The sequence below is a fragment of the Allonocardiopsis opalescens genome, assembly GCF_003002095.1.
In the GTDB taxonomy this organism is placed as follows: domain Bacteria; phylum Actinomycetota; class Actinomycetes; order Streptosporangiales; family Streptosporangiaceae; genus Allonocardiopsis; species Allonocardiopsis opalescens.
Window position 1 is genome coordinate 320,310 of sequence record NZ_PVZC01000004.1, and the last position, 23,159, is coordinate 343,468.

General features: G+C 74.6%; 22 protein-coding genes. 13 read left to right on the top strand and 9 right to left on the bottom strand.

Going from position 1 to position 23,159, the window contains the following annotated elements; translation table 11 throughout:
- Positions 1-12 precede the first annotated feature (12 nt).
- Both CLV72_RS14940 and CLV72_RS32830 read right to left on the bottom strand, forming a co-directional pair.
- Positions 13-1,236 carry an acyl-CoA dehydrogenase family protein gene (locus tag CLV72_RS14940; RefSeq protein ID WP_106246132.1) on the bottom strand — a complete coding sequence of 408 codons (1,224 nt, stop codon included), beginning with the start codon at positions 1,234-1,236 and terminating at the stop codon, positions 13-15.
- 505 nt (positions 1,237-1,741) lie between these two features.
- The gene (locus CLV72_RS32830) at positions 1,742-2,095 is read right to left on the bottom strand and encodes a hypothetical protein (protein WP_106246134.1); all 354 of its coding nucleotides are present in this window, start codon (positions 2,093-2,095) and stop codon (positions 1,742-1,744) included.
- A gap of 280 nt (positions 2,096-2,375) precedes the next feature.
- Between CLV72_RS32830 and CLV72_RS14950 the strand changes: the two genes are divergently transcribed.
- Entirely contained in the window at positions 2,376-3,506 is a 1,131-nt protein-coding gene (locus CLV72_RS14950; RefSeq protein ID WP_106246137.1) for an acyltransferase, read from the top strand.
- Positions 3,507-3,557: 51 nt separating this feature from the next.
- The gene (locus CLV72_RS14955) at positions 3,558-4,166 is read left to right on the top strand and encodes a TetR family transcriptional regulator (RefSeq protein ID WP_106246140.1); all 609 of its coding nucleotides are present in this window, start codon (positions 3,558-3,560) and stop codon (positions 4,164-4,166) included.
- Here the strand turns inward: CLV72_RS14955 and CLV72_RS14960 are convergent.
- On the bottom strand, positions 4,163-4,783 hold the full coding sequence (locus CLV72_RS14960) for a TetR/AcrR family transcriptional regulator (RefSeq protein WP_106246142.1): 621 nt from the start codon (positions 4,781-4,783) through the stop codon (positions 4,163-4,165). The genes CLV72_RS14955 and CLV72_RS14960 overlap by 4 nt on opposite strands.
- A gap of 102 nt (positions 4,784-4,885) precedes the next feature.
- Between CLV72_RS14960 and CLV72_RS14965 the strand changes: the two genes are divergently transcribed.
- Positions 4,886-5,932 (top strand): alcohol dehydrogenase family protein, encoded by a 1,047-nt coding sequence (locus tag CLV72_RS14965; protein ID WP_170140986.1) that lies wholly within the window; start codon positions 4,886-4,888, stop codon positions 5,930-5,932.
- Between the two features lie 3 nt (positions 5,933-5,935).
- A complete protein-coding gene (locus CLV72_RS14970) occupies positions 5,936-6,673 on the top strand; it encodes an HAD family hydrolase (RefSeq protein WP_245930215.1) in 738 nt (245 codons plus the stop codon).
- A 93-nt stretch (positions 6,674-6,766) separates the two neighbouring features.
- Here CLV72_RS14970 and CLV72_RS14975 read toward each other — a convergent pair whose 3' ends face one another.
- A complete protein-coding gene (locus CLV72_RS14975; protein ID WP_106247022.1) occupies positions 6,767-7,180 on the bottom strand; it encodes a MerR family transcriptional regulator in 414 nt (137 codons plus the stop codon).
- 198 nt (positions 7,181-7,378) lie between these two features.
- Here CLV72_RS14975 and CLV72_RS14980 point away from each other — a divergent pair, with 198 nt between their 5' ends.
- The 3 genes from CLV72_RS14980 to CLV72_RS14990 all read left to right on the top strand — a co-directional run bounded on the left by CLV72_RS14980 (position 7,379) and on the right by CLV72_RS14990 (position 10,772).
- Positions 7,379-7,804 (top strand): hypothetical protein, encoded by a 426-nt coding sequence (locus CLV72_RS14980; protein WP_106246147.1) that lies wholly within the window; start codon positions 7,379-7,381, stop codon positions 7,802-7,804.
- A 1-nt stretch (position 7,805) separates the two neighbouring features.
- Positions 7,806-10,040: a tetratricopeptide repeat protein gene (locus tag CLV72_RS14985; RefSeq protein ID WP_106246149.1), complete on the top strand. Its 2,235-nt coding sequence runs from the start codon at positions 7,806-7,808 to the stop codon at positions 10,038-10,040.
- A gap of 294 nt (positions 10,041-10,334) precedes the next feature.
- Positions 10,335-10,772 (top strand): VOC family protein, encoded by a 438-nt coding sequence (locus CLV72_RS14990; protein WP_106246151.1) that lies wholly within the window; start codon positions 10,335-10,337, stop codon positions 10,770-10,772.
- Positions 10,773-10,810: 38 nt separating this feature from the next.
- Here the strand turns inward: CLV72_RS14990 and CLV72_RS14995 are convergent, their stop codons facing one another.
- Positions 10,811-11,788: a TIGR03557 family F420-dependent LLM class oxidoreductase gene (locus CLV72_RS14995; protein WP_245930216.1), complete on the bottom strand. Its 978-nt coding sequence runs from the start codon at positions 11,786-11,788 to the stop codon at positions 10,811-10,813.
- A 524-nt stretch (positions 11,789-12,312) separates the two neighbouring features.
- On the opposite strand from CLV72_RS14995, the gene CLV72_RS15000 reads away from it, so the two are divergent.
- Complete coding sequence (locus CLV72_RS15000) at positions 12,313-14,490, top strand: anthranilate synthase component I (protein WP_245930217.1); 2,178 nt, start codon at positions 12,313-12,315, stop codon at positions 14,488-14,490.
- A 742-nt stretch (positions 14,491-15,232) separates the two neighbouring features.
- Here the strand turns inward: CLV72_RS15000 and CLV72_RS15005 are convergent.
- Positions 15,233-16,015 (bottom strand): SDR family oxidoreductase, encoded by a 783-nt coding sequence (locus tag CLV72_RS15005; protein WP_106246156.1) that lies wholly within the window; start codon positions 16,013-16,015, stop codon positions 15,233-15,235.
- A gap of 104 nt (positions 16,016-16,119) precedes the next feature.
- On the opposite strand from CLV72_RS15005, the gene CLV72_RS15010 reads away from it, so the two are divergent.
- A complete protein-coding gene (locus CLV72_RS15010; RefSeq protein WP_106246159.1) occupies positions 16,120-16,737 on the top strand; it encodes a TetR/AcrR family transcriptional regulator in 618 nt (205 codons plus the stop codon).
- 154 nt (positions 16,738-16,891) lie between these two features.
- Here CLV72_RS15010 and CLV72_RS15015 read toward each other — a convergent pair whose 3' ends face one another.
- Both CLV72_RS15015 and CLV72_RS15020 read right to left on the bottom strand, forming a co-directional pair.
- Complete coding sequence (locus CLV72_RS15015) at positions 16,892-17,161, bottom strand: GlsB/YeaQ/YmgE family stress response membrane protein (protein WP_106246162.1); 270 nt, start codon at positions 17,159-17,161, stop codon at positions 16,892-16,894.
- Positions 17,162-17,476: 315 nt separating this feature from the next.
- Positions 17,477-18,388: a LysR family transcriptional regulator gene (locus CLV72_RS15020; RefSeq protein WP_106246165.1), complete on the bottom strand. Its 912-nt coding sequence runs from the start codon at positions 18,386-18,388 to the stop codon at positions 17,477-17,479.
- Between the two features lie 189 nt (positions 18,389-18,577).
- On the opposite strand from CLV72_RS15020, the gene CLV72_RS32235 reads away from it, so the two are divergent.
- Both CLV72_RS32235 and thyX read left to right on the top strand, forming a co-directional pair.
- Positions 18,578-18,721 carry a GPGG-motif small membrane protein gene (locus tag CLV72_RS32235; protein WP_170140987.1) on the top strand — a complete coding sequence of 48 codons (144 nt, stop codon included), beginning with the start codon at positions 18,578-18,580 and terminating at the stop codon, positions 18,719-18,721.
- A gap of 224 nt (positions 18,722-18,945) precedes the next feature.
- Positions 18,946-19,743, top strand: a complete 798-nt coding sequence (gene thyX / locus CLV72_RS15025; protein ID WP_106246168.1) for an FAD-dependent thymidylate synthase — start codon at positions 18,946-18,948, stop codon at positions 19,741-19,743.
- A 52-nt stretch (positions 19,744-19,795) separates the two neighbouring features.
- On the opposite strand, the gene CLV72_RS15030 is transcribed toward thyX, so the two are convergent.
- The gene (locus CLV72_RS15030) at positions 19,796-21,103 is read right to left on the bottom strand and encodes a globin domain-containing protein (protein WP_106246170.1); all 1,308 of its coding nucleotides are present in this window, start codon (positions 21,101-21,103) and stop codon (positions 19,796-19,798) included.
- Positions 21,104-21,576: 473 nt separating this feature from the next.
- On the opposite strand from CLV72_RS15030, the gene CLV72_RS15035 reads away from it, so the two are divergent.
- Both CLV72_RS15035 and clsA read left to right on the top strand, forming a co-directional pair.
- On the top strand, positions 21,577-22,272 hold the full coding sequence (locus tag CLV72_RS15035) for a gamma-glutamyl-gamma-aminobutyrate hydrolase family protein (protein WP_106246172.1): 696 nt from the start codon (positions 21,577-21,579) through the stop codon (positions 22,270-22,272).
- A 203-nt stretch (positions 22,273-22,475) separates the two neighbouring features.
- Positions 22,476-23,147 (top strand): cardiolipin synthase ClsA, encoded by a 672-nt coding sequence (clsA, locus tag CLV72_RS15040; protein WP_245930218.1) that lies wholly within the window; start codon positions 22,476-22,478, stop codon positions 23,145-23,147.
- The last annotated feature ends 12 nt before the right edge of the window (positions 23,148-23,159 follow it).

A 23,159-nucleotide genomic window follows, 5' to 3' on the forward strand; every position in this document is an offset into this window, starting at 1 on the left:
GGCCGGAGCGCCTCAGACCAGCGGCAGCCCGGTCACCGCGCGGCCGATGATCAGGCGCTGGATCTCGCTGGTGCCCTCGAAGATGGTGAAGATCTTGGCATCGCGGTGCCAGCGCTCCACCGGGTACTCGCGGGTGTAGCCGTTGCCGCCGAGGATCTGGATCGCCTCCTCGGTGGCCCACACCGCGGTCTCGCTCGCGTAGAGCTTGCTCATGGAGCCCTGGGCGGCGTCGAAGTCCTTGCCGTTGCGGGCCATCCACGCCGCGCGCCAGACCAGCAGCCGGGCCGCGTCGATCCGGGTGGCCATGTCGGCGAGCTTGAAGGCGACGGCCTGGTTCTGCCCGATCGGCCGGCCGAACTGGGTGCGCTGCCCGGCGTAGTCGCGGGCGTACTCGTAGGCGGCCCTGGCGGTGCCCACCGCCATCGCGCCCACGGTCGGCCGCGACGCCTCGAAGGTCTTCATCGCCGCCTGGCCGCCGCCCCTGCGGCCCTCGCGCACCCGCGCCAGCCGCTCGTCCAGCCGCTCCTTGCCGCCGACCAGGCAGCGGCCCGGCACGCGCACCCCGTCCAGCACCACCTCGGCGGTGTGCGAGGCGCGGATGCCGTGCTTGCGGAACTTCTGGCCCTGGGAGAGGCCGGGGGTGTGCGGGCCGACGATGAAGGTCGCCTGCCCGCGCGAGCCCAGCTCGGGGTCGACGGAGGCGACCACCACGTGCACGTCGGCGATGCCTCCGTTGGTGGCCCAGGTCTTGGTGCCGTCGAGCACCCACTCGTCGGTCGCCTCGTGGTACACCGCGCGGGTGCGCACGGCGCCGACGTCGCTGCCCGCGTCGGGCTCGGAGGCGCAGAACGCGGCCAGCCGGACGTCGTCGGGGGTGCCGAACATCTGCGGCGTCCACTCACCGATCTGCTCGGGGGTGCCGGTCGCCGCCACCGAGACGGCGGCCAGGGTGCTGCCGGTGATCGCCAGTCCGATGCCGGGATCGCCCCAGAACAGCTCCTCCCAGGTGACCGGGACGCCCAGGCCGCTCGGCTCGAACCACTGGGTGGCGAAGAAGTCCAGCGAGTAGAGCCCGATCTTGGCCGCCTCCTGCAGGATCGGCCAGGGCGTCTCCTCGCGCTCGTCCCACTCGGCCGCGGCGGGCCGGATGACGTCGCGGGCGAAGTCGTGCACCCAGTCGCGGCTGGTGCGCACGTCCTCCGGCAGGTCCAGGGTGAACGCCGGCGCGGTGCTCATGGCGGCTCCTCGAACAGCGGGTTCCGAATCAGGTGTTACCGAAGGTAGCACCTGGCCGCGCCGCGCGGTACGGGCCCCGCCGGGGGGCGGGCGGCAGCTTGCCGCCCCGCCTGGCGCGGCCGCCCCGGCCGTAGCCGCCGGTGGCGGGCGATCGGGTCCCCGGCCGGGGACCCGATCGTCTGTCGCCTGCGGGGGGGTGCTCGCGGCGGCGGCGTGCGCGAAGTTCCCGTGGGCGACGTGGCGGGTTCACCCGGGCGCGGTCCGAGCGTCGACCGCGCGGGTCCGGATGGTGGAGCCGCGCGGCGGCCGCGCGGCCGTGCCGCCGCCTCCGCATGCGCGCTTCCGTGACGATGCGTGCACACGCCCGGCCCGGACCGCCGGCACGGCCAAGGGCCGCCCGGAGCGGCTGCTCCGGGCGGCCCTCGCGCACCGCGCCCAAGGGGCGCCCCGCCCGCCGCGGGAGCGGGTCCCGGCGGGAGCCGTGCGGACCGGTCCGCACGGCGGCTCAGTTCTGGCCGTCGTCCGCGTCGTCCGCGCCGCCGTCGTCCGTACCGCCGTCGTCCGCGCCGCCGTCATCGGCGCCGCCGTCGTCGGCACCGTCGTCCGCGCCGTCGTCGGCACCGCCGCCCATCTCGTCGGTGCCGCTGTCGCCGGTGTCTCCGGCCCCTCCGTCGTCCTCCCCGTCGCCGCCGTCGTCGCCGTCGCCGTCGTCCTGCTGCTGCTCGACGCCCGGGGCGTCGTCGCCGTCGTCGTCTCCGTCACCGCCGTCGCAGGCGGTCAGGGGCAGGAAGGCCAGGGCGGCGATCGCCCCGGCGATCGCCAGCCGGCGGTGCGGCCGGCCGTCGTGGTCGGTCCTCATCCGAGTGCCTCATCTCCGTCGTGTGCAGGCTCCAGACGTCACGGCGCATACCCATCCGTAGCGACATCTCACCTGAAAGTGACTTGCGCCGGGCTCGGGGCCGGATGCCACAATGGGGGCGGGTCTCAGCCAACTCCCAGGATCGGTGCAGACTTCTCAGTCGGCGTGCGGCTCGGGCCCAGGAGAAGGGCGGTGTCCCCGGCGGGCTCCGCGGATCCCCGGCCGTCGCCCTGGTGCGCCGGCCGAACGTTCCGTTGCCGATTTGGGGTAGAAACGTTACATGACTGTTACGTCACGGAGTCGTCCGCAGGAGTCCGCCGCCGAGGCGGCGAGCGCCCCGCCGCCCGGTACCCCCGCTCCCAGGGACGCCGCCGCCGGCCTGGCCTGGCTCGACCTCGCCCGCATCGGCGCCACCGTGGCGGTCGTGCTGATCCACGTCCTGGCGCCCGTGGTCGAGGCCCGCACCACCCCGTTCGCGGGCCCCGCCTGGTGGGTGGCCGACATCGGCAACTCAGCGGTGCGCTGGTGCGTGCCGATCTTCATCATGATCAGCGGCGCGCTGCTGCTGCAGCCGGGCCGCGGCCGCGGCGCCAAGGAGTTCTACCTGCGCCGGGTCAGCCGGATCGGCCTGCCCGTGGTCGTCTGGTCCGTCGGCTACCTGGTCTTCCACCACTACTGGAGCGGCATCGACGCCCAGGACGCCGTGCGCCAGCTGCTGTCGGGCAGCCCCTCGCTGCACCTGTACTTCCTGTACGTGATCTGCGGCCTGTACGTCATCACCCCCTTCCTGCGCGTCCTCACCGCCCACGCCTCCCGCCGGCTGGTCTGGGCCTTCGCGCTGCTCATGCTCGGTCTCGGCGTGGTCGACCACACCCTGGCCACCCTCGGCGAGACCGGCGAGCCCAACGCCGCCACCCGCTTCCTGCCCTTCGTCGGCTACTACCTGTTCGGCTGGCTGCTGCGCGAGGCCGCCACCGACCGCAGGTCCGTGCTGCTGGCCGGCTCCGCCTTCCTCGGCGGCATCGCCCTCACCGTCGCCGGCACCGGCGCGGGCTCGCTGGTCCAGGGCGGCTGGGACACCTACGGCAAGTACGTCCTGAACTCCCTGTCGCCCACGGTGGCGCTGATGTCGCTGGGCTCCTTCGTGCTGTGGCGGGCGCTGGGCACCCGGCTGCGCGCTCTGGACTCCGCCTCCGTCCGCGCCCGGCTGCGCACCCTCGGCGAGCTCACCTTCGGCGTCTTCCTGATCCACGTCGCGATCCTGCTGCCGCTGCGCGCGGTGCTGCCCATCCCCGCCGACGTGCTCGGCACCCTCGCGGTCGGCAGCGCCCAGCTCATCGTCTCGATCGCAGGCAGCCTGCTGCTCACCCTGGTGCTCAAGCGCATCCCCTACCTGCGCGCCACCGTGTGACCGAGCGCGTAGCGTGGGGCCGTCGACCCCACGAGACCGGCCGGGGAGCCCATGACCCACACCGACCTCGCGCCCCGCTCGCGCCGCGACCCGCGCCGGCGCGCCGAACTGCTGAACGCGGCCGAGCGGGCCATCGGCCGGGACGGGCCCGACGTCTCCATGGCGGCGATCGCGGCCGAGGCCGGCATCAGCAAGCCGATCCTGTACCGGCACTTCGGCGATAAGAGCGGCCTGTACCGGGCGCTGGCCGAGCGGCACGCCGGGGCGGTCGCCGCCGAGCTGCGCAGGCAGTTCTACGCCGACGGCGACCTGCGCGCCCGGGCGCGCTCGGCCATCGACGCCTACCTCGGCCTGGTCTCGGCCAACCTGAACCTCTACCGCTTCCTGATGCACCGCGCCACCGGCGAGGACGCCGCCACCCGCGGCGAGCTCAGCGTGGTGGTGCGCCGCCTCGGCGAGGAGGTGGCGGCCCAGCTGGTCGCCGAGCGGCGCACCGCCGACCCCGAGCGCGCCCGGGTGCTGGGGCACGCCGTCGTCGGCATGGTGCACGCGGTGGGGGAGTGGTGGCTGGACGCCTCGGGCGTGCCGCGTGCGCAGGTGGCCGAGACGCTCTCGGCCTCGGTCGCCGCCGTGCTGCTGCACGGCGAGGCCGGCGGCTAGCGGCGCCGGTCCGGCCGGTCGGGCGGCGGCAGCAGCGCCCGCGCCGTCTCGCGCGCGCGGCGGGCGGCGTCGGGAACCGTGCCGGCGGCCGAGGCCACCGTGGCGCCCTCGTGCAGCAGCAGCAGGCTCCGGCCCAGCTCCTGGGGGTCGGGCGCGCCGGTGCCGGCGGCCAGGCCGGTGAGGTACTCCAGCAGCCAGCGCTTCTGCGCCGTGATCACGGCGCGGCCCGGGTGCTCGGGCGAGGGCAGCTCGGCCAGCGCGTTCACGAAGCCGCAGCCGCGGGGGTCCTCGCGCTCGATCCACTCGGCCAGCGCGTCGAAGGAGGCCAGCACCCGCTCGCGCGCGGACCCGCCGTGCTCCCCGACGTAGCGGGTGAGCCATTCGCGCCAGCGCTCGTCCCGCGCGCTCAGGTACGCGGCCACCAGCCGGTCCTTGGAGCCGAAGCAGGCGTAGAGGGTCTTCTTGGTCACGCCCGCCCCGGCCGCGATGGCCTCGACGCCCACGGCGTGGATGCCCTCGCGGTAGAAGAGCCCGGACGCCACCTCCAGCACCCGCCAGCCCGCCGGGGTGAGCGGCCGGGACTCCCGCGGGGCCGCGGCCTGTTGCGATCGGTTCATATCACCCTCCCGCCACGACTATACCGACCGGTGGGTTGACACCGCCAGTCGTCCGTGCTTGACTGTAACCACACCGGTCGGTATACCCGAAGGGAGAAGCAGATGCGAGCCATGCTGCTCACCGGATTCGGCGGTCCGGAGATGCTGGAGTACCGCGAAGACCACCCCGAGCCCGAGCCGGGGCCCGGAGAGGTCCGGGTGCGGGTCGGCGCCGCGGCCCTGAACAACACCGACATCTGGACCCGCGAGGGCGCCTACGGCTCGCCGGACGACCCCTCCGCCAGTGCGGGCTGGCGGCGCGAGCCGCTGGCCTTCCCGCGCATCCAGGGCGCCGACGTGGCCGGCGTCGTCGACCAGGTGGGCCCGGGCGTCCCGCGGGAGCGGACCGGGGAGCGCGTACTCGTCGACCCGATGCTGTACGAGGGCGGCGAACGCGAACTGGTCGACACCGAGTACCTCGGCAGCGAGCGAGACGGCGGCTTCGCCGAGTACGTCACGGTCCCGGCCGGCAACGCCCACCCGGTCGACTCGCCACTGAGCGACGCCGAACTGGCCACCTTCCCCACCGCCTACACCACCGCGATGCGGATGCTGAACCGCGCCGGGGTCCGGGCGGGCGAGACCCTGGTCGTCACCGGCGCCTCCGGCGGTGTGGGCTCGGCCCTGATCCAGCTCGCGTCGATCCGCGGCGCCCGCGTCGCGGCCGTGGTGGGCACCGGCAAGGCCGAGCGCGCCCGCGAACTGGGCGCCGAGTGGGTGGTCGACCGCCATACCGACGATCTCGCCGCCGCACTGCGCGAGGCCATGTCCGGGCGGCCGGCCGAGGTCGTCGCCGACGTGGTGGCCGGGGGCTCGTTCGGCCCGCTGCTGCGGGCGCTCGGACCGCTGGGCCGCTACGTCGTCGCTGGAGCGATCGCCGGCCCGCTGGTGGAGGCCGACCTCCGCACCGTCTACCTCAGGCAGCTCACCCTGGTCGGCTCCTCCTTCGGCACCCACGAGGACTTCGCCGAGATGGTCGGTCACATCCGGGCCGGCCGGCTGCGCCCGCTCCTGGCCGGCACCCATCCGCTCAGCGAGCTGCGTGAAGCGCAGCGGCGCTTCACCTCCAAGGACTTCTTCGGCAAGCTCGCCGTCGTCCCCGGAGCCTGAGCCGTGCTGCCGTCCCCGCCGCCCCGGGTGCTGACCTTCGATGTCGTCGGCACGCTCATCGACTTCGAGACCGGCATGCTGGAGCAGCTGCGATCCACCGCCCCGAGCGCGGTGCGCCGTGCCGGGGAGGCCGCGCTACTCGACGCCTTCGGCCGCGCCGAACACGAGCTGCGGTCCGAGCGGCCGGAGCTCAGCTTCACCGAATTCCTCGAACCCGCCTACCAGCGGGTGGCGGCCGAGTTCGCACTTCCCTCGGCGGCCGGTGAGGCGGCGGCGCTGCGCGCCTTGATCCCCCGCTGGCCCCCGTTTCCGGACGCCGTCGCGGCACTGCGCACCCTGGGCGCCCACGCGCGGCTGGTCGCGCTGACCAATGCCGACCGCTGGGCCCTCGCGCACATGTCCGCCGCCCTCGGCGAGCCCTTCGACGACGCCGTCACCGCCGACGACGTCGGCGTGGGCAAGCCCGATCCGGCCATGTTCGTGCACTGCCTGGGCAGACTGATCGCGGTCGGCCACCACCGCTCCGAGGTGCTGCACGTCGCGCAGAGCCGGTACCACGACATCGCCACGGCGCGCGAACTGGGGCTGCGCACCTGCTGGGTCCGGCGCCGCGCCGGCCGCCCCGGCTCCGGCGCCACTCCGCCCCCGCTGTCCCCCGCCCGGCCGGACCACCAGGTCCGCTCCCTGGCCGAACTGGCCGACGCCCTCACCCCGGCCTTGCAGGAGGCCCGTCCGAGCTGAAGCGTCGCCGCGCCCTTGCACGAGCCGGCCGCCCAGGTGGACCGGGCCGGTGTGCGGCGTGCCGGAACAGCCGTCAAGGGGGCGTGTACGGGGTCAGGCCCGGGCGACCGTCTCCGAGGCCGCGCGCTCGTCCTCCTCGGCCGCGCCGATCACGCCGCGGTAGTAGTCGATTTTGTGCTTGATCGCCGCCCGCCGTTCGATCAGTGTCGCGATACGGGCGGTGAGCTGGTCGTCGTGGCGCTGCAGCAGCTCGACCCGGTCGGGGATGGTCGGGTCACCCGCCCGCACCAGCTCGGCGAAGGAGCGCAGCGTGGCGATCGGCATATCGGTGTCGCGCAGGCAGCGGATCAGGTCGAGCAGCTCCACGTCCCCGCGGCGGTAGCGCCGGTGCCCGCTGGGCGCCCGCTCCACCGGACTGAGCAGCCCCTCGCGCTCGTAGTACCGCAGGGTGTCCAGCGAGATACCGAACCGCTCGGACACCTGGCTCGGTGTGTAGTAGTCACTCATCGGTGCGGCCTCCTTGTCCGCGGCGAGCATGCCACCTGGAGCGCACTCCAGGTCAAGCGCGCCCGCGCGGCGAATCCTCGCCGATGTGCCGCATCCGGCCATGAGAACTGCGGCGGAACCGGTTGACGTGCTCCGTCACGGCGCGCTGATGTTGGACTCACCCGGTGCGACGAACCGGGCCGACAGAGGAGACCTCCGGTGACCGATCCCCTGACGACGGGCGCCCTCGCGTCCGCCGCCGCCACCACGCTGGTGCACGCGATGAGCACGGACCTCTGGGAGCAGGTGAAGTTCCGGATCGCCCAGCTCCTCACCCGCGGTCGGCCCGGCGAACGCGACGCGCTCGCCGAGCGCCTGGAGGGCAGCCGCACCGAGATCATGGAGGCGCCCGGCGACCGCACCCGCGCCGGCGTCGAGACCGGCCGCTGGCAGGGCCAGATCGAGGCCCTGCTCGGCCTCGGCACCCTCGACCCGGTAGAACTGCGCGGCTTCATCACCGAGTTCGAAGGCGACGTGACCGCCCGCACCGCCACCACCGTCATCCAGCGCAACGATCTCAGCGGCGACGCCACCGGCTACATCGTCGGCTCCGGCACCCAGGTCGTCCAGCACCGAGACGACTAGCGTGCCAGAGCCGGCACCCGAGCCGGCCCGAATCCGGCAGCACACCACCGCCCGCGACTCCGCCACCGCCAACACCGTGGGCGACGGCGTCCAGATCGTCATCAACCGGTCGGCCCCCGAACCGAAAGCCCCGGCCGGGCCGCCCGGCACGGCTGTGCTCCAAGCCGTCGACCTCGAATCTCCGCTCCAGCGGGCCCGCCGGGTCCTCGGCCGTGACGCCCTACTGGCCGAACTCTCCGCCGCCCTCGACCGCGCCGACGGGAGCGTGCACGTCCTGCACGGCTTCGGCGGCTGCGGCAAGACCACGATCGCCCAAGCCCTCGCCCGGCACGCCGCCGACCGCGGCGTCCCGGCCTTCTGGATCCGCCCCGGCGATGTCGCCGAGGGCATGCTCACCATCGCCGTCCGCCTCGGCGCCGACCCGGCGCAGGCCGCCGCCGCCAAGTCCGATCCCCACCGGTCCCGCCGCTGGGCGGCGCAGCGGCTGAGCGCGGTGCCCGGCCCCTGGCTGATCGTCGTCGACAACGCCGACGACCCCGCCGAACTCGGCGGCGGCGCGGACCCGGCCGAGGGCACCGGCTGGCTGACGTCCTGGCGGACGGGCATGGTGGTGATCACCAGCCGCATCGGCGACCGGCGCGTCTGGGGGAGCGGCGCCCAGCTGCACCGCGTCCGGCCGCTCGGCACCGAGGACGGCGCCCACCTGCTCCAGGACGCCGCGGGCATCGAGACCGCCGGCGACGCCGTCGACCCGGACGCGCGAGCTCTGGCCGGGCGCCTTTCGGGGGTACCGCTGGCGCTGGATCTCGCCGGGCGCATGATCGATGCCGCCCCGTTCACCGTTCCCACCTTCGCCCGGCTGCGGGAGCTCCTGGACGGCGGCGAGGCCACTCTGCTGGACGGCATCCTGCCGGCCGACACCCCGGCGGAAACGGCCGATCGGCGCATGCTCGGCCGGGTCTGGGAGTCCTCCCTGAGCGCGCTCGCCTCCCGCGGCGTACCGCAGACCCGTCCGCTACTGGCGGTGCTCGCCCGGCTCGGCGGCTCGGCCGTTCCGGTTCCCGCCGAGATCCTCGACCCCGCCGTCCTGCAGTGCCTCGCGTCCGACTTCGGGCCCGAACCGGCGCGCGCCGTCGACCGGGCCCTGACCGGTCTGCGCGACCACGGCCTGATCGACATGCGCCGCAGTCCCGACGGCGTGACCCTCACGGTCCACCCGCTGATCGCCGAGGTGACTCTGGCGGCGAACGGGGATCGCTCTGCCGAGATCCTGGCCGCGGCGATCGCCACCCTGGCGGCGGCCGTGCCGCCCGACCCCGCCGACACGAGCCGGTGGAAGCGCTTCCAGACGCTCACCGAGATCACGTCCGGTCTGCTCAGGGGCCATGCGGACCCGCCGGCCGAGCCGGTCATCAGCCTGACCGCGGCGGCCTGGCGGGTCGCCTTCTACCTCGACAGCACCGGCGACCTGGCCGGCGCCGAGGCCATGCTCCGCCGCGCGCTGGAGCTGTCGGAACGTGCCGTGGGCACCCAGGACCCCCACACCTTGGTCATCCGGCACGGCGCCGCCCACCTGGCGGTGCGCCGCGGCGAGCTGGACCGGGCCGAGCGCGAGTACCTGGCGATCCTGGCCGCCCGCGAGTCCCTGTACGGGGAGGACCATCCCGACACCTTCATCACCGTCCACGGCCTCGCCGCGATCGCGGCGCGCCGCGGCGACCTCGACCACGCCGGAGAGCTGCTGCGGCGGGCACTGACCGCCGCGCGCCACGTGCTGGGCCCTGACGCCCAGGGGACCCTGAGCATCCGCCACGACCTCGCCTGGATCGAGCGGAAGAGCGGCCGGCTGGAGGCCGCCGAGCGGGGGTTCGCGACCGTGGCGGCCGACAGGGAGCGCACCCTCGGCGCGGACCACCTGGAGACGATGGACACCCGCTACGAACTGGCGCTGGTGGCCCTCACCCGCGGCGACGCCGACACCGCCCTGCGGCGTTCCGAGTCGGTACTGGCAGCCCGGCGCCGCGTCGTGGGGCCGGACCATCCCGCGGCGCTGCTCGCCTGGGGGCTGTGGGCGGAGTCCCTGGCTCTGTCGGGCGAGACAGAGCGGGCCGATCGGGAGCTGAGGGCGCTGCTCGCCGCCCAGGAGCGCCTGCCCGACGTCGACCGCGATGGACGCCGGCACCGGCTGCGGCTCTTCCGTGACGGCCTGGACCGGCTGCGCGCGGCCCCTGACTGACGCGCCGGGCCGCTCCTGCTCGATGGGGGCGACGTCAGCTGCGTTGAGGACCCGCCCCGCGTCGCTGTCCGCAGCCTGCCGGAGAGCGTGTGGAGCAGGAGACGTCTGCCGGCTCCCGGCCACCCTGTCGACCGACAGGACGGCTGCGGGCGGAGCCGCTGGTGAACCGGAACGGACCAGCACGGAGTCGCCTTCGCCGAGGAGGCGGGCGCCGGATGGGCGCCGGTGACCCGACAGCGCGCGATGTCCGTTTCGTTCAAGGCGTTGACCTGGGGCGATGACAGACTCGCGGGCATGGAACCACGCATCCACTTCATCACCGTCGCCACGGCCGACCTGGACGCGGCGCGGGCGTTCTACCGGGACGGGCTGGGCTGGGAGTCGCTGCTCGACGTGCCCGGCGAGATCATCTTCTTCCAGACCGGCCCCGGGCTGGTGCTCGGGCTGTTCGACGCGGTGAAGTTCACCGAGGACGTGGCGGGCGCGGTCGACGACCCCAGCGTGACCGGGCTGACCCTGTCGCACAACGTCGACGGCCCTCGGCAGGTCGACGCGGTGGTGGACGCCGCGGTGAAGGCGGGCGGCCGGCTGGTCAAGAGCCCGCAGCAGGCGGCCTTCGGCGGGTACCACGGCCATATCGCCGACCCGAACGGCGTCATCTGGGAGATCTGCCACAATCCGGGCTGGCGCGTCGACGCGACGGGCCGGGTCGCCATCGGCCCCGTCGACTGACCGGGAGGCGACCCGGCCCGCCGGCCGGGGGAGCCGGGTCAGACCCGGGCGCCCTCGGGGACCAGACGGCGGAGTGGGCCGTCGAGTTCGCGGCGGTAGAAGTCGATGAAGCCGTCGGGGTCCGGGCCGGCGTTCTGGGTGACCAGCCGGTCGAAGCCGGCGTCCACGAACTCCTGGGCCACCGCCAGGTAGCGCGCGGGGTCGGGGCCGCAGGCGAAGCGCTCCAGGACGTCGTCCTCGCGGACGGTGGCGCTGGCCGCGTCGAAGTTGACCGGGTTGGGCAGCTCGCTCATCACCTTCCAGCCGGTCAGCGCCCAGCGGGTGGTGCCGAGGACCGCCTGGGCCGCGCTGTGCTCGTCGGGCGCCCAGGCCATCGGCACCTCGACGTAGCGGGGGCCCGCGCCGCCCGCCTCGCGGTAGTGGCGGACGAGTTCGGGCTTCGGCTCGGTCGCGAACAGCCCGTCTCCGAGTTCGGCCGCGATCCGCGCCGCCTCCGGGCCGCCCGCGGCCACCGCGATCAGCGGCGCCTCCTCGGGCAGGTCGAACACCCGCGCGTCCTCCAGCCGCAGGTGGCGGCCCCGGTAGGAGCGGTACCCGCCGCGCCAGAGCAGCCGGATGATCTCCAGCGCCTCGCGCAGCATCTCCTGGCGCTCGGCGATCGCCGGGAAGCCCTGGCCGACGACGTGCTCGTTGAGGCGTTCGCCCGAGCCCACGCCGAGGGTGAACCGGCCGTCGGAGACCAGCGCGAGCGTGGCGGCGGCCTGCGCGATGATCGCCGGGTGGTAGCGGACGGTGGGGCAGGTGACGCCGGTCGCCAGCCCGATCCGCTCGGTCTTCGCCGCGATGGCGCCGAGCACGGTCCAGCTGAACGGGGAGTGGCCCTGGTCGTCCAGCCAGGGGTGGAAGTGGTCGCTGATCTCGACGAAGTCGAAGCCCGCCTGCTCGGCCAGCACCGCCTGCCTGATCAGCTCCGCGGGCCCGAAGGCCTCACTGGCCAGCTTGTAACCGATCTGCATCTGTCCCTCCCTGCCGTCCAGGCGCCACGGGAGCGCCCTCGCCGTCATCGGCTGCGCGCCGCCACTACCCACCCCTCGCGCACCGCACCCCGGAGCCGCCCGCCCCGGGCGGAGCGACGGCCGGGCCCTGGGCGCGGACCGGCGCGGGCTCGGCGACCGCCTCCCGGCCGACGCCCTGGAGCGGCCGGCCGGCGGGGCGGTGGCCCGGTCCAAGATATTGATCTACAACGTAAAGGTGTCTGCCGGCGGCACACCGCACCCGTCATCGGCGGGCGCCACCCGCCGGCTCCCGCGACACCCGACGGTGTACAACGGCGAATCCGGTGGGCGGTGACACGGGCGGCGGGGTGCGGTTAGACTCGTGCACGTGCTGACGACCACCGCCATCCCGGCATCCCAGTGGTGGCGCCGCTGACCGGCGGCGCTGAATCGCACACCCTGAGTTTCCCAGCGACCGCCCGACCGGCGGTCGCTTCTGCGTGCGCGGCTGTCGGCGGGCACGACCCCGAGCGAGGGCCGCACCCGTGTACTCCGACGATCTGACCGATCCCATCGCCTTCACCACCCGCGGCGGAGTGTCCGTGCGCCGCACCGCGCAGCCGTGCTCGCCCGACGTCCTCGACGACCTGGTGCAGGCCGTCAACGGGCGGCGCGGCGGGGTGCTCAGCTCCGGCATGGAGTATCCGGGCCGATACAGCCGCTGGCACCTCGCCTACGCCGACCCCGGCGTGGAGATCGCCTCACGCGGCCGCCGCATCGCCGCCCGGGCGCTGAACGGGCGCGGCCGCGTCCTGCTGCCGGTGATCGCCCGCGCCCTGCTCGAACACGGGCCCGAGACGGCCGAGCCCTACGCGCCCGGAGCGGACCTGGTGGAGGTGGAGGTGCCCGAGTCCACCGAGGTCGTGCCCGAGGAGGAGCGCAGCCGCCGCCCCACCGTCTTCTCCGCGCTGCGCTCCATCGTCGCCGCCTTCGCCTCCGAGGCCGACCCGCACCTCGGCCTGTACGGCGCCTTCGGCTACGACCTGGCCTTCCAGTTCGAGCCGCTGCGGCTCAGCCAGCAGCGCGACCCCGCCGACCGCGACATGGTGCTGCACCTCGCCGACTCCCTCATCGTGCGCGACCGCAAGCGCGAGACCTGCGTGCGCTACAGCTACGAGTTCACCGTCGACGGGCTGAGCACCGACGGCCTGGACCGCGCCACCGAGCCGACCCCCGCGGTGGTCGCCAAAGAGGTGCCGCCGCGGCCCGAGCCCGGCTCCTACGCCGCCGTGGTGGAGCGGGCCAAGGAGCGGTTCGTCCGCGGCGACCTCTTCGAGGTCGTCCCCGGCCATGTGCTGCACGCTCCCTGCGACGCCCCCGCCCGCTTCTACGAGCGGCTGCGGCACCGCAACCCCGCCCCCTACGAGTTCTTCTTCAACCTCGGCGAGGGGGAGTACCTGGTCGGCGCCTCACCGGAGATGTTCGTCCGCGTCAGCGGCAGGCCCGACCCGGACGGGCCCGGACTGCGGGTGGAGACCTGCCCGATCTCGGGCACCATCCGGCGCGGCGCCGACCCGCTGGAGGACGCCGCCAACATCCGCAGCCTGCTCAACTCCGCAAAGGAGGAGTCCGAGCTGACCATGTGCACCGACGTGGACCGCAACGACAAGTCGCGGATCTGCGTGCCCGGGAGCGTCCGGGTGATCGGCCGCAGGCAGATCGAGATGTACAGCAGGCTCATCCACACCGTCGACCACATCGAAGGGCGGCTGCGCCCGGGCTTCGACGCCCTGGACGCCTTCCTCAGCCACATGTGGGCGGTGACGGTGACCGGCGCGCCCAAGGCGTGGGCGATGCAGTTCATCGAGGACAACGAGGCCAGCCCCCGGCGCTGGTACGGCGGCGCCGTCGGCCACATCGGATTCGACGGCGCGATGAACACCGGTCTGACCCTGCGCACCGCGCACATCCGCGACGGCGTGGCGGCGGTGCGGGTCGGCGCGACCCTGCTGTACGACTCCGACCCGGCCGCCGAGGAGACCGAGACCTACCTCAAGGCGCGGGCGCTGCTGGAGACGCTCGCGCTCACCGGCGACGAGCCCGAGCGGGCCGAGGAGCCGGCCGCGGAGCGGGCCGGCGCGGGGATGCGGGTGCTGCTGGTCGACCACGAGGACTCCTTCGTCAACACCCTCGCCGACTACGTCCGCCAGCAGGGCGCCGAGGTGACCACCCTGCGGCACGGCTTCGACCCCGCGCGCCTCGACCGGCTCCGCCCGGACCTGGTCATCCTCTCGCCCGGGCCGGGGCGCCCGGCCGACTTCCGCACCGACGCGCTGCTGGACGAGCTGGCAGCGCGCGAGCTGCCGGTCTTCGGCGTCTGCCTGGGCCTGCAGGCGATGGTCGAGCACGCCGGGGGAGAGCTGTCGCTGCTGCGCGAACCCGTGCACGGCAAACCCGGCCGGGTGCGGGTGGACCGCAGCGAGCTGCTGGAGGGGGTGGACGACCTGTTCACGGCGGGCCGCTACCACTCGCTGTACGCCACCGCCGAGCACGTGAAGGGCTTCTCGGTGACCGCCCGCACCGACGACGGCGCCGTGATGGCGATCGAGGACCCCGAGCGGCGCCGCTGGGCGGTGCAGTTCCACCCCGAGTCCATCCTGTCGGCCGCCGGCGGCAACGGCATGCGCATCATCGCCAACGTCCTCCGCCTCGCCAGGCGCTGACCAGGCCGAACACCACCGCGCGCCGTCGTGGGGGGAGTCCCCTTGTTCTCAATCCTCCCACGGCGGGCGCCCGGCGAACCGGACCGAACGGCGTTCTGGGGACGACTGCGGAAAGCTCACCCTAGGGCTGTGCACAAGTGCGCCCCGCCCGGCCTCCTTGCGGGCGGCGGGCACCCGCCGGGTCGGGGCAAGGACGGGCGGCGGGCGACCGCCCGGTGCGGGCGGGACGGGCTGCGGGCAGCCGCCTGGGCCGGGCGGCGGACGGTGCGCAGGTGCGCCTGTCGAGGCGCCGCCCAAAGTCGCGCTCGTCGCGGGGGAGGGCCGGCGCAGCTGCGCCCCCGGTACGGCGAGGCGGCGCCGCCGCGGTGTTCAGGCGGGCCCTGTTCCGGCCGATGGCGTGCTCCACCGCGTCCGGCACGGCCATGCGACGGCTCGGGCGCCCGGCCGCCCGAGCGGGAAACCCCGCCGAACGCAGGGGCCGGCCCGGAGGCCGCCGGTTCCTCTTGTGCCGCCCCGGGGCGTACCGCCTCGGGACCGGGCGGCCGCGCCGCTGATCCGCCGCGAATCGAGTCCCCCGGCGCCTTGGCGGCGGGTGGGGTGACGTGCGGGGCGGAGCGAGCGGTCAAGCCCGTCCGGTGCGGCCGTCCGGCCGGTCATCCGTGGGACACCGGCCAAAGGCGCCGGGCGACGCGGTACCCCCGGCCGCGGCCGACGTCCCCGTGCCGCCTCCCCGCGCCGCCGGTCACGCCGTCTTGATCGCACCGCCGTCGATGACGTGGTCGGCTCCGGTGGTGCTCGCCGCGAGTGGTGAGGCGAGGTAGGCGACCAGGGCGGCGACCTCCGCGGGCTCCACCAGCCGGCCGGTGGTCATGCCCATCGCCGCGGGCAGCCCGGCCACCAACTGCTCGCGCGTCAGGCCGAGCGAGGCGGCGAGCTGGGCGCCGTAGCCGTCGGGCGACTCCCACATGGCGGTGCGCACCGGCCCGGGCGACACCGTGTTGACCCGGACGCCCTGCGGCCCGAACTCCTCCGCGAGGGCCTTCCCGAAGGCGGTCAGGGCCGCCTTCGCCGTCGTGTACGGGAGCGGGCCGGCGTGCGGGATCCGCGCGCCGTTCGAGGAGATGTTGACGACGGCGCCGCCGCGCCGCAGCAGACCGGGCAGGGCGGCCCGGGTCACGCGGACCGCCGCGAAGAGGTTGAGGCCGTAGATCTCGGCCCACTGCTCGTCGTCGAAGGACAGGAAGCCGCCCACCGCCCTGCCCTCCCCGCCGCCCACGTTGTTGACCAGCAGGTCCAGCCCGCCCAGCTCCGCCAGCGCCGCCTCGACCAGCCGCTCCGGCCCGCCGGGCGCCCCCAGGTCCACCGGGACCGCGATCGCGCCCAGGTCCTCGAGCTCCGGCGTCACCGTCCGCGCGGCCGCGACCACCCGCATGCCCTCGCCCGTCAGCGCCGCGACGGTGGCGAGCCCGATCCCCCTGCCGGCCCCGGTCACCACGGCGGTCCGCCCACTCAGCTGCAGATCCATCCCACGCCTCCTCATTGCATCGTTGACGACGCGCTGAAGCTATAATACGCAACATGAATGTCGCAAGTTTGGAAGCTGAGGTTACCTCGATGTAGTGTCTCGGCGTGGCAACGCAGCAAGATCGCTTCCTTGTCGGCGGCAAGCCGCTCCGCGCCGACGCGGAGCGGACGGTGCACACGATCCTGGAGGCCGCCGAACGCGTGCTCTCGGGTGATCCCACGGCCACCATGGAGCAGATCGCCGAGGCGGCCGGCGTGGCCCGCACCACCGTTCACCGGCGCTTCGCCACCCGGGAGGCGCTCATCGACGCGCTGACCCGCTGGGCGACCCGGCAGTTCGCCGCCGCCGTCGACGGCGCGGTCTCCGACACCGCGCCCCCCCTGGTGGTCCTCTACCGGGTCACCGCGGACGTGCTGCGCGTCAAGATCGGCTGGGGCCACGCCATGAACCGGGCGGCGGTCGCCGCGGATCCGGAGATCGCCCGGGTGCACGCCGAAGTGCTGGCCAAGTGCGACCGGCTCTTCCACCGCGCGCGGGCCGCCGGACTCCTGCGGCCCGACGCCGACCTCGAGTGGGCGCGGCGCTGCTACTACGCGCTCATCCACGAGGTCACCCAGGGCGGAACCGCCGACGCGGACGTCGACGCGCTGACCACCCTGATCGTGGACACGCTACTGCGGGGATTCGGCGCCGACCCCGGGCGCCCGCCGGCAGGTCTGTGACCGGCCGGGCGCCGCCGGCGTCCGCCGCACCGCCGCGGTCCGCCGTCCGCAGCGGCCCGCGGACGCCCCCGGACAGCGGTCGGGCGCGGAACCCGTGCGGGTTCCGCGCCCGAAGCCTGCGCGATGGGTGGTCCGGGTAGGACCGCCGTCAGGGTCAGACGCGCGTACGGCGCCCGGCGACCATCCGGTAGACGAGCAGGACGATGATCGAACCGATGATCGCGGCGACCCACGAGGACAGTTCGAAGAAGCCGTCCATCGGATCGGCGCCGAACAGCAAGCCGCCGAGCCAGCCACCGAGCAGCGCCCCGATCACGCCGATCACCAGTGTCACCAGAATGCCGCCCGGGTCCTTGCCCGGCAGCAGGAACTTGGCGATGGCACCGGCGATCAGGCCGAGGATGAGGAAAGCGATGAAGCCCATATCCGTTGTGCTCCTTCCGGCAGAAGCGCTACCGCGTCGTTGCTCGCCGGCGGTCGGCGAGCGAGTTCCGCGGTCGGCGGCACGTCTCTCGACATTCCGCCGTCTGCGGCGTTCGCTGTGGGACTGCCCGTGCCAATCGCGAACATGCGCAGATCTCGCCGAAGTTTGCCCAAAACTTGAGGTAATCGCAGCTCAGCGAAGCTTGCTTTGCTGAGCGAAACGGTCACGGCCGCTCCGTGAAGCAATGGAAGTGATCCATTTCCGGGCCCCGGATCCGACGATCCGGACGCGGAAGTCCGCCGGCGGCGCCGATCGTCAGCCGGGCGGCGCCGGCAGCTGGCGCAGCAGGGCGCGCAGCGGCTGCAGCGCCGGATTGGTGTCCTCGGTCCGCCAGGCCAGCCGCACGGTGCGGTTGAGCCCGGGCGCCGCCAGCGGGCGGCGGCCCAGCGGCGGCCCGCCGACCTCCAGCGCCGACAGCGGCAGCACCGCCACCCCCAGCCCGGCCGCCACCAGCGCGCAGGTCACGGTGTAGTTCTGGCTCTCGAAGGCGATGTCGGGCGCGCCGAGCCCCTCGCCGCGCATCAGCGCCTCCAGCGCGTCCCTGCTGCCCCGCCCGGACGGCTCGGCGATCATCGCCCGGCCGGACAGCTCCCGCCAGGCCAGCGGCACCCCGGGCTGGTCCAGCGCGTGCCCCGCCGCGGTGACCAGCACCAGCTCCTCCGAACGCAGCGTCTCCACCGCCACCCCGGAGACGGCCGGTTCGGCCGGGCCGTGGTCGTAGGTGTGGGTCAGCACCAGGTCGACCTCGCCCGCCGCCAGCGCCCGCAGCCCAGCCGGCGGCTCGTACTCGCGCAGGTGCAGCCGGACGGCCGGGTGCGCGCGGCGGAAGGCCGCCAGCACCGGCGGCAGCAGCCGGGTGCCGGCGGTGGCGAAGGTGCCGATCCGCACGGTGCCCGAGTTCAGCCGCGCCACCTCGGCCACCGCGTACCTGGCCCGCTCCAGCTCGTCCAGCACCCGCCTGGCGTGCTCGACCAGCACCTCCCCGGCCGGGGTCAGCTCCACGCCGCGCCGGTGCCGCACCAGCAGCGGGGTGCCCGCCTCGCGCTCCAGCTTGGTCAGCGACTGCGACAGGGCCGGCGGGGTGTAGCCGAGGCGGTCCGCGGCCTGGGTGATCGACCCGGCCGAGGCGACCGCCACCAGGACCTTGAGCCGGCTCACGTCGTACACAAGTCCGAGTTAACACGGATCCGGCGGCTTCGGTACACCCGTTGAAGGCTGCCCGGCGCCAGGGGCCCCGCGGCGCAGGACCGGTCCCGGCCTGCGCACCGCCCACCGGCGGGACGGCGGCGGGGCGCGGCGCGGCGGGCGCCCCGGCCCCCGAGTTAGGCCCGCACGGACCGGGGCAGCGGGGGCGCTATGAGCGTAATTCTGTGGATTCTCGCCGTCATCCTGATCGTCGCCGGCGTCGTCGCCCTGCTGCGCCGCCAGGTCCTGTGGGGGGTGGTGCTCATCGTCGTCGGACTGATCGTCGGTCCGGGCGCCTGGGGCATCGGTCTATGACCCGCCCCGCCGCCCGCCCCCCGATCCCGGCCGCCGACGCGGCCGGGATCTTCTCTGCCCCCGGCCCCGAGGGGCACCCCTGGTCGTGAGCCCGGCCGGGAATGCGGCATCATGGCTTGTCGCAGCCCGTGCGCCGTGCGCGGCGCCCCCCTCGCGGCGGTCCTCGGCCCCGAGCGGTGCGGCGCACCGCCGGCGCGTCAACCGCCACCGGGGGTCCCACAGCCGTGAAGAGCGTCGAGCCCGAAGTCTTCCTGATCGCCCGCCCGCAGCTCGACTACGACGAGGTGGCGCGCTACCTCGCCGAGGTCGGCGGAACCAGCTGGCTCGAACGGCTCGACCGGGGCGACCTGGACGCCGAGCTCAACGACGCGCAGAACCTGGCCGAGTTCGCCGGCCGGCTGTGCTACCGCTCCTGGGAGCCGGGCCTGAACCCCAACGTGGTCCGGGTCCGCACCGACCAGGGCCAGTACCTGGAGAACATCCTGCGCAGCCTGCACGGCTCCGTCCTGGAGCACGTCAGTTTCAGCTTCGCGCTGCACAACGTGAGCCGCGTGCTGACCCACGAACTCGTACGGCACCGCCCCGGCACGGCCGTCTCGCAGGAGTCGCTGCGCTTCGTGCGCCTCACCGACCTGCCGTTCTGGTTCCCCGACTGGGCGGCCGAGGACCCCGAGCTGATGAAGCGCGCCACCGCGATGCTGGACCAGATGGAGGAGTTCCAGCGCTGGATGGCCGACCACTTCGGCCTCGACGACGAGGGCGTGCCCTTCGCGCACAAGAAGCACCGCACCTCCTTCATGCGCCGCTTCGCCCCCGAGGGCGTGGCCACCGGGCTGGTGTGGACGGCCAATGTGCGCACGCTGCGGCACACCCTGGAGGCGCGCACCGCGCCGGGCGCCGAGGAGGAGATCCGGCTGCTGTTCGGCCGGATCGGCGAGCTGATGCGCACCGAGGCGCCCGCCCTGTTCGGCGACTACGAGGTCACCGACGGCGCCTGGGTGCCCGCCTGGCGCAAGGTCTGAGCCGCCGGGCCCGCGCCGGCCCGAGGTGGGTCGCGCGGGCCCGCCCGGTCGCTCAGTGCACCGCCTCGTGCCGCACCGCCTCCGCCAGCTGGAGCACCGCGGTGTCGTCCTCGGCGGCCGGCCCCTCCTCGGCCGCCCGCTGCGGCGGACGGGCCGCCAGGCCGAGCAGACGGGGGCCGCGCGGCTCCTCCGGTTCGGGCGCCGGGCCGGAGCCGGCCGCCGCCGGGGGAGCGGCGTGCGCGCCGCCGTGGGCGTCCAGCTCGTGCCCGATGCGGTCCTCGGGCACCCCCGCCTCGCGCAGCGCTTCCAGCGCGAGCCGCACCAGCGCGGGCGGGCCGGACACGCAGGCGTCGTACTCGGCGAGCCCGTCCAGGCCCGCCAGCGCGCGGCGCAGCGCCGCCTCGCGCCCGGCGGGCAGCCCGGGACCGTCGCCGGGGGCGGGCACCAGCCGCACCGCAGGGCAGGCCCGGCGCAGCTCGCGCAGCGCGGCCATGTCGTAGAGGCCGGCCCGGTCGCGCACCGCGTGCACCAGCACCACCCGGCGCGGTCGCGCCAGCGCGGCGGCCTGCTCGGCCAGCGCCTTCACCGGCGCCAGGCCGGTGCCGCCCGCGACGCACAGCAGCGGCCGGGCCGAGTCCTCGTCCAGCAGCATGGAGCCCTCGGCCGGGCCGAGCACCAGCCGGTCGCCGGGACGGGTGTGCGCCACCAGCGCGCCGCTCACCCAGCCGCCGGGGACCCGCCGCACGTGCAGCTCCACCGTGCCGTCGGCGCGCGGCGCGCCCGCGAGCGAGTACCGCCGCCAGATCCGCGGCCAGCGCGGGTGCTGCACGGTCAGGTGCTGGCCCGGCCGGTGGCGCAGCACGCCGTGCGGGCGCAGGGTGAGCACGGCGAGGTCGTGGGCGCGCCGCTCGTGCGCGAGCACCTCGGCGTGCCACCACGGCGGCTCGGAGCCGGCCGCCTCGGCGGCGGCCGCCCGCATCAGCCCGGCGGCGCGCTCGTAGCCGGCCCGCCAGGCGGCGGCCAGCTCCGGCGTCCAGTCCGCGCCCAGCTCGACGCGGAGCGTCGCGGCGAAGGCGCGGCCGAAGGCGGCGTAGTGCGCCGCGGTCACGCCGTACCTGCGGTGGGCGCGGCCGAGCCGGCCGAACAGCTCCTCGGCCGCGTCCGGGTCGCCGGCCAGCCGGGCGACCGCGCGGACCGCCTCGAACAGCCGGTCGTGCTGCTCCCCCATCGCGGCCGGAAAGAGCGCGCGCAGCCCGGGCTCCTCCGCGAACAGCCGGCCGTAGAAATACCGGATGGCCCTGCCTTTGACCCGCTCGATATGTGCGTGGCTCTCTTCGAGCGCACGGGTGTCAATGGACATGGTCGTGGACCGCCGCCCTCACACGTCGTCGTAGCAGCCGGGAAGCCCGGTGGGCACGACAGCGCAGGCCGCGGCCCGGTCGGGGCCGTGCCGCGGCGGACGCGTCCTTCTCTCCCCCCGCCCACCGGATCCTCCCCCGAGCAGAGTGTCACATCCGCAGAAAGGGTGCACAACCCATTCCGGTGAGAATGCGGCAGCGAATCCAATAAATGTTCGCGCGGCACGCGGAATAATTCCTAAGATGCTTAGTTGTTTAGCGAATTGTCGGCTGTGCGCGCCCGTCCGGGCCGCCCCCGCCGGAAGGCGCGCCGGGCCGGACGGCGGCCGGGCCGGACGGCGATGTCGGCACATGTCCCGCAACTGTCCGCAATAGGCCCGTACGGGGCGGTGACTGTGCCATCCTGTCAGGCAGCGCGCCCGGGCCGCGGGCGCCGTCGCCGGCCGCCGCGCACGGCACCGGGAAGGGGAGCAGCATGGGCCGTCCGCTCATCGGGGTCACCGGCTACCAGGAGCCAGCCCGGTGGGCCGACTGGGTCCGCGAGGCGGTGCTGTCCCCGGTTCCCTACACGCGCGTGCTGGAGCGCGCCGGCGCGCTGCCCGTGGTGCTGCCGCCCGGCGACCCCCGCTCGGCGGCGGAGCTGGTCGGCCGGCTGGACGGCGTGGTGTTCGCGCACGGCGCGCCGGTCGACCCCGCCCTGTACGGCGGGGTCCGCGCCGAGGGCGCCGCCCCCGACACCCAGCGCGACCGCTTCGAACTGGCGCTGGTGCGCGCCGCGGTCGCCGCCGGCACCCCGTTCCTGGCCGTCGACCGGGGCATGCACGTGCTGAACATCGCGCTGGGCGGCAACCTGATCCCGCACCTGCCCGACGCGGTCGAGCACGACCGCCACGCCCCCGACCCGCTCAAGCTGTCGGACCACCCCGTGCTGATCAGCGTGAGCAGCGCCACCGGCGCGGCGCTGGGCGACGCGGCCACCGTGCCGGCCTCCCACACCCAGGCGCCGCAGCGGCTCGGCGACGGCCTGCAGGCGGTCGCCTGGTTCGACGACCGCATCGTCGAGGCCGTCGAACTGGCCGGGCACCCCTTCGGGGTGGGCGTGCAGTGGCGGCCCGAGGAGGGCGACGACCCGCGGCTGTTCGCGGCGCTGGCGGACGCGGCCGCCGCCTGATCCCGCGCGGCCCGGCGGAGCGGACCGGCCGCCCGGCTTAGAAATCTACAACGTAAAGGCGATGGCCTGAGACCGTCGTCACCCCCGCCGGTCACACCGCGTTCTACATTCCCACCGCCGCGCCGACACTCCCGGACCCGCCGCCTCGCTGCGCGCGACCCGCACCCCCACTAGGTAGGGTCGTGGTGAAAGGGGGAGGTGGCGTGGCGAGTGATGCCAACCCCGCTGCACTGGGGGAGAACCGCGTCTGGACCATCCCGAACGCGCTGAGCATCACCCGGCTGGTCGGCGTCCCGGTGTTCCTGTGGCTGGTCCTGGAGGGGCGCGACTGGTGGGCGCTGGGCGTGCTCGCCTTCGCCGGCGTCTCCGACTGGCTCGACGGCAAGATCGCTCGCGCCTTCAACCAGACCAGCAGGCTCGGCCGGGTGCTGGACCCCGCGGCCGACCGCCTCTACATCTTCGCGGCGGTCTTCGGACTCGTCGTGCGCGACATCATCCCGCTGTGGCTGGCGCTGGTGCTGCTCGCCCGCGACGTGCTGATCGTCCTCGCGCTGCCGCTGCTGCGCCACTTCGGTTACGGAACGCTGCCGGTGAACTTCGCCGGCAAGGCCGCCACCCTGTGCCTGCTCTACGCCTTCCCCCTCCTGTTCATCGGCGCGCATCCCGGCGTCGCGGGGAATGTTGCCCAGATCGCTGGTTGGGCCTTCGCCATCTGGGGAACGGCTCTTTACTGGTGGGCCGGTGTGCTGTATGCGGTGCACGCGTGGCGCCTGCTGGCGGCCGACCGGAGGACGTCCGGTCCGGACGAGCACGAGGGCCCGTTGCGACCGGGTGGAGCGAGATCCCCGGGGACCGACGGCCCGGCCTCACCTTAGGTAGCGACCGAA

Bases quoted from the DNA above. Each gene is read 5' to 3' on its own strand.
- CLV72_RS14940 (WP_106246132.1), bottom strand. From the start codon at position 1,236: ATGAGCACCGCGCCGGCGTTCACCCTGGACCTGCCGGAGGACGTGCGC.
- CLV72_RS32830 (WP_106246134.1), bottom strand. From the start codon at position 2,095: ATGAGGACCGACCACGACGGCCGGCCGCACCGCCGGCTGGCGATCGCC.
- CLV72_RS14950 (WP_106246137.1), top strand. From the start codon at position 2,376: ATGACTGTTACGTCACGGAGTCGTCCGCAGGAGTCCGCCGCCGAGGCG.
- CLV72_RS14955 (WP_106246140.1), top strand. From the start codon at position 3,558: ATGACCCACACCGACCTCGCGCCCCGCTCGCGCCGCGACCCGCGCCGG.
- CLV72_RS14960 (WP_106246142.1), bottom strand. From the start codon at position 4,783: ATGAACCGATCGCAACAGGCCGCGGCCCCGCGGGAGTCCCGGCCGCTC.
- CLV72_RS14965 (WP_170140986.1), top strand. From the start codon at position 4,886: ATGCGAGCCATGCTGCTCACCGGATTCGGCGGTCCGGAGATGCTGGAG.
- CLV72_RS14975 (WP_106247022.1), bottom strand. From the start codon at position 7,180: ATGAGTGACTACTACACACCGAGCCAGGTGTCCGAGCGGTTCGGTATC.
- CLV72_RS14990 (WP_106246151.1), top strand. From the start codon at position 10,335: ATGGAACCACGCATCCACTTCATCACCGTCGCCACGGCCGACCTGGAC.
- CLV72_RS14995 (WP_245930216.1), bottom strand. From the start codon at position 11,788: ATGCAGATCGGTTACAAGCTGGCCAGTGAGGCCTTCGGGCCCGCGGAG.
- CLV72_RS15005 (WP_106246156.1), bottom strand. From the start codon at position 16,015: ATGGATCTGCAGCTGAGTGGGCGGACCGCCGTGGTGACCGGGGCCGGC.
- CLV72_RS15015 (WP_106246162.1), bottom strand. From the start codon at position 17,161: ATGGGCTTCATCGCTTTCCTCATCCTCGGCCTGATCGCCGGTGCCATC.
- CLV72_RS32235 (WP_170140987.1), top strand. From the start codon at position 18,578: ATGAGCGTAATTCTGTGGATTCTCGCCGTCATCCTGATCGTCGCCGGC.
- CLV72_RS15030 (WP_106246170.1), bottom strand. From the start codon at position 21,103: ATGTCCATTGACACCCGTGCGCTCGAAGAGAGCCACGCACATATCGAG.
- CLV72_RS15035 (WP_106246172.1), top strand. From the start codon at position 21,577: ATGGGCCGTCCGCTCATCGGGGTCACCGGCTACCAGGAGCCAGCCCGG.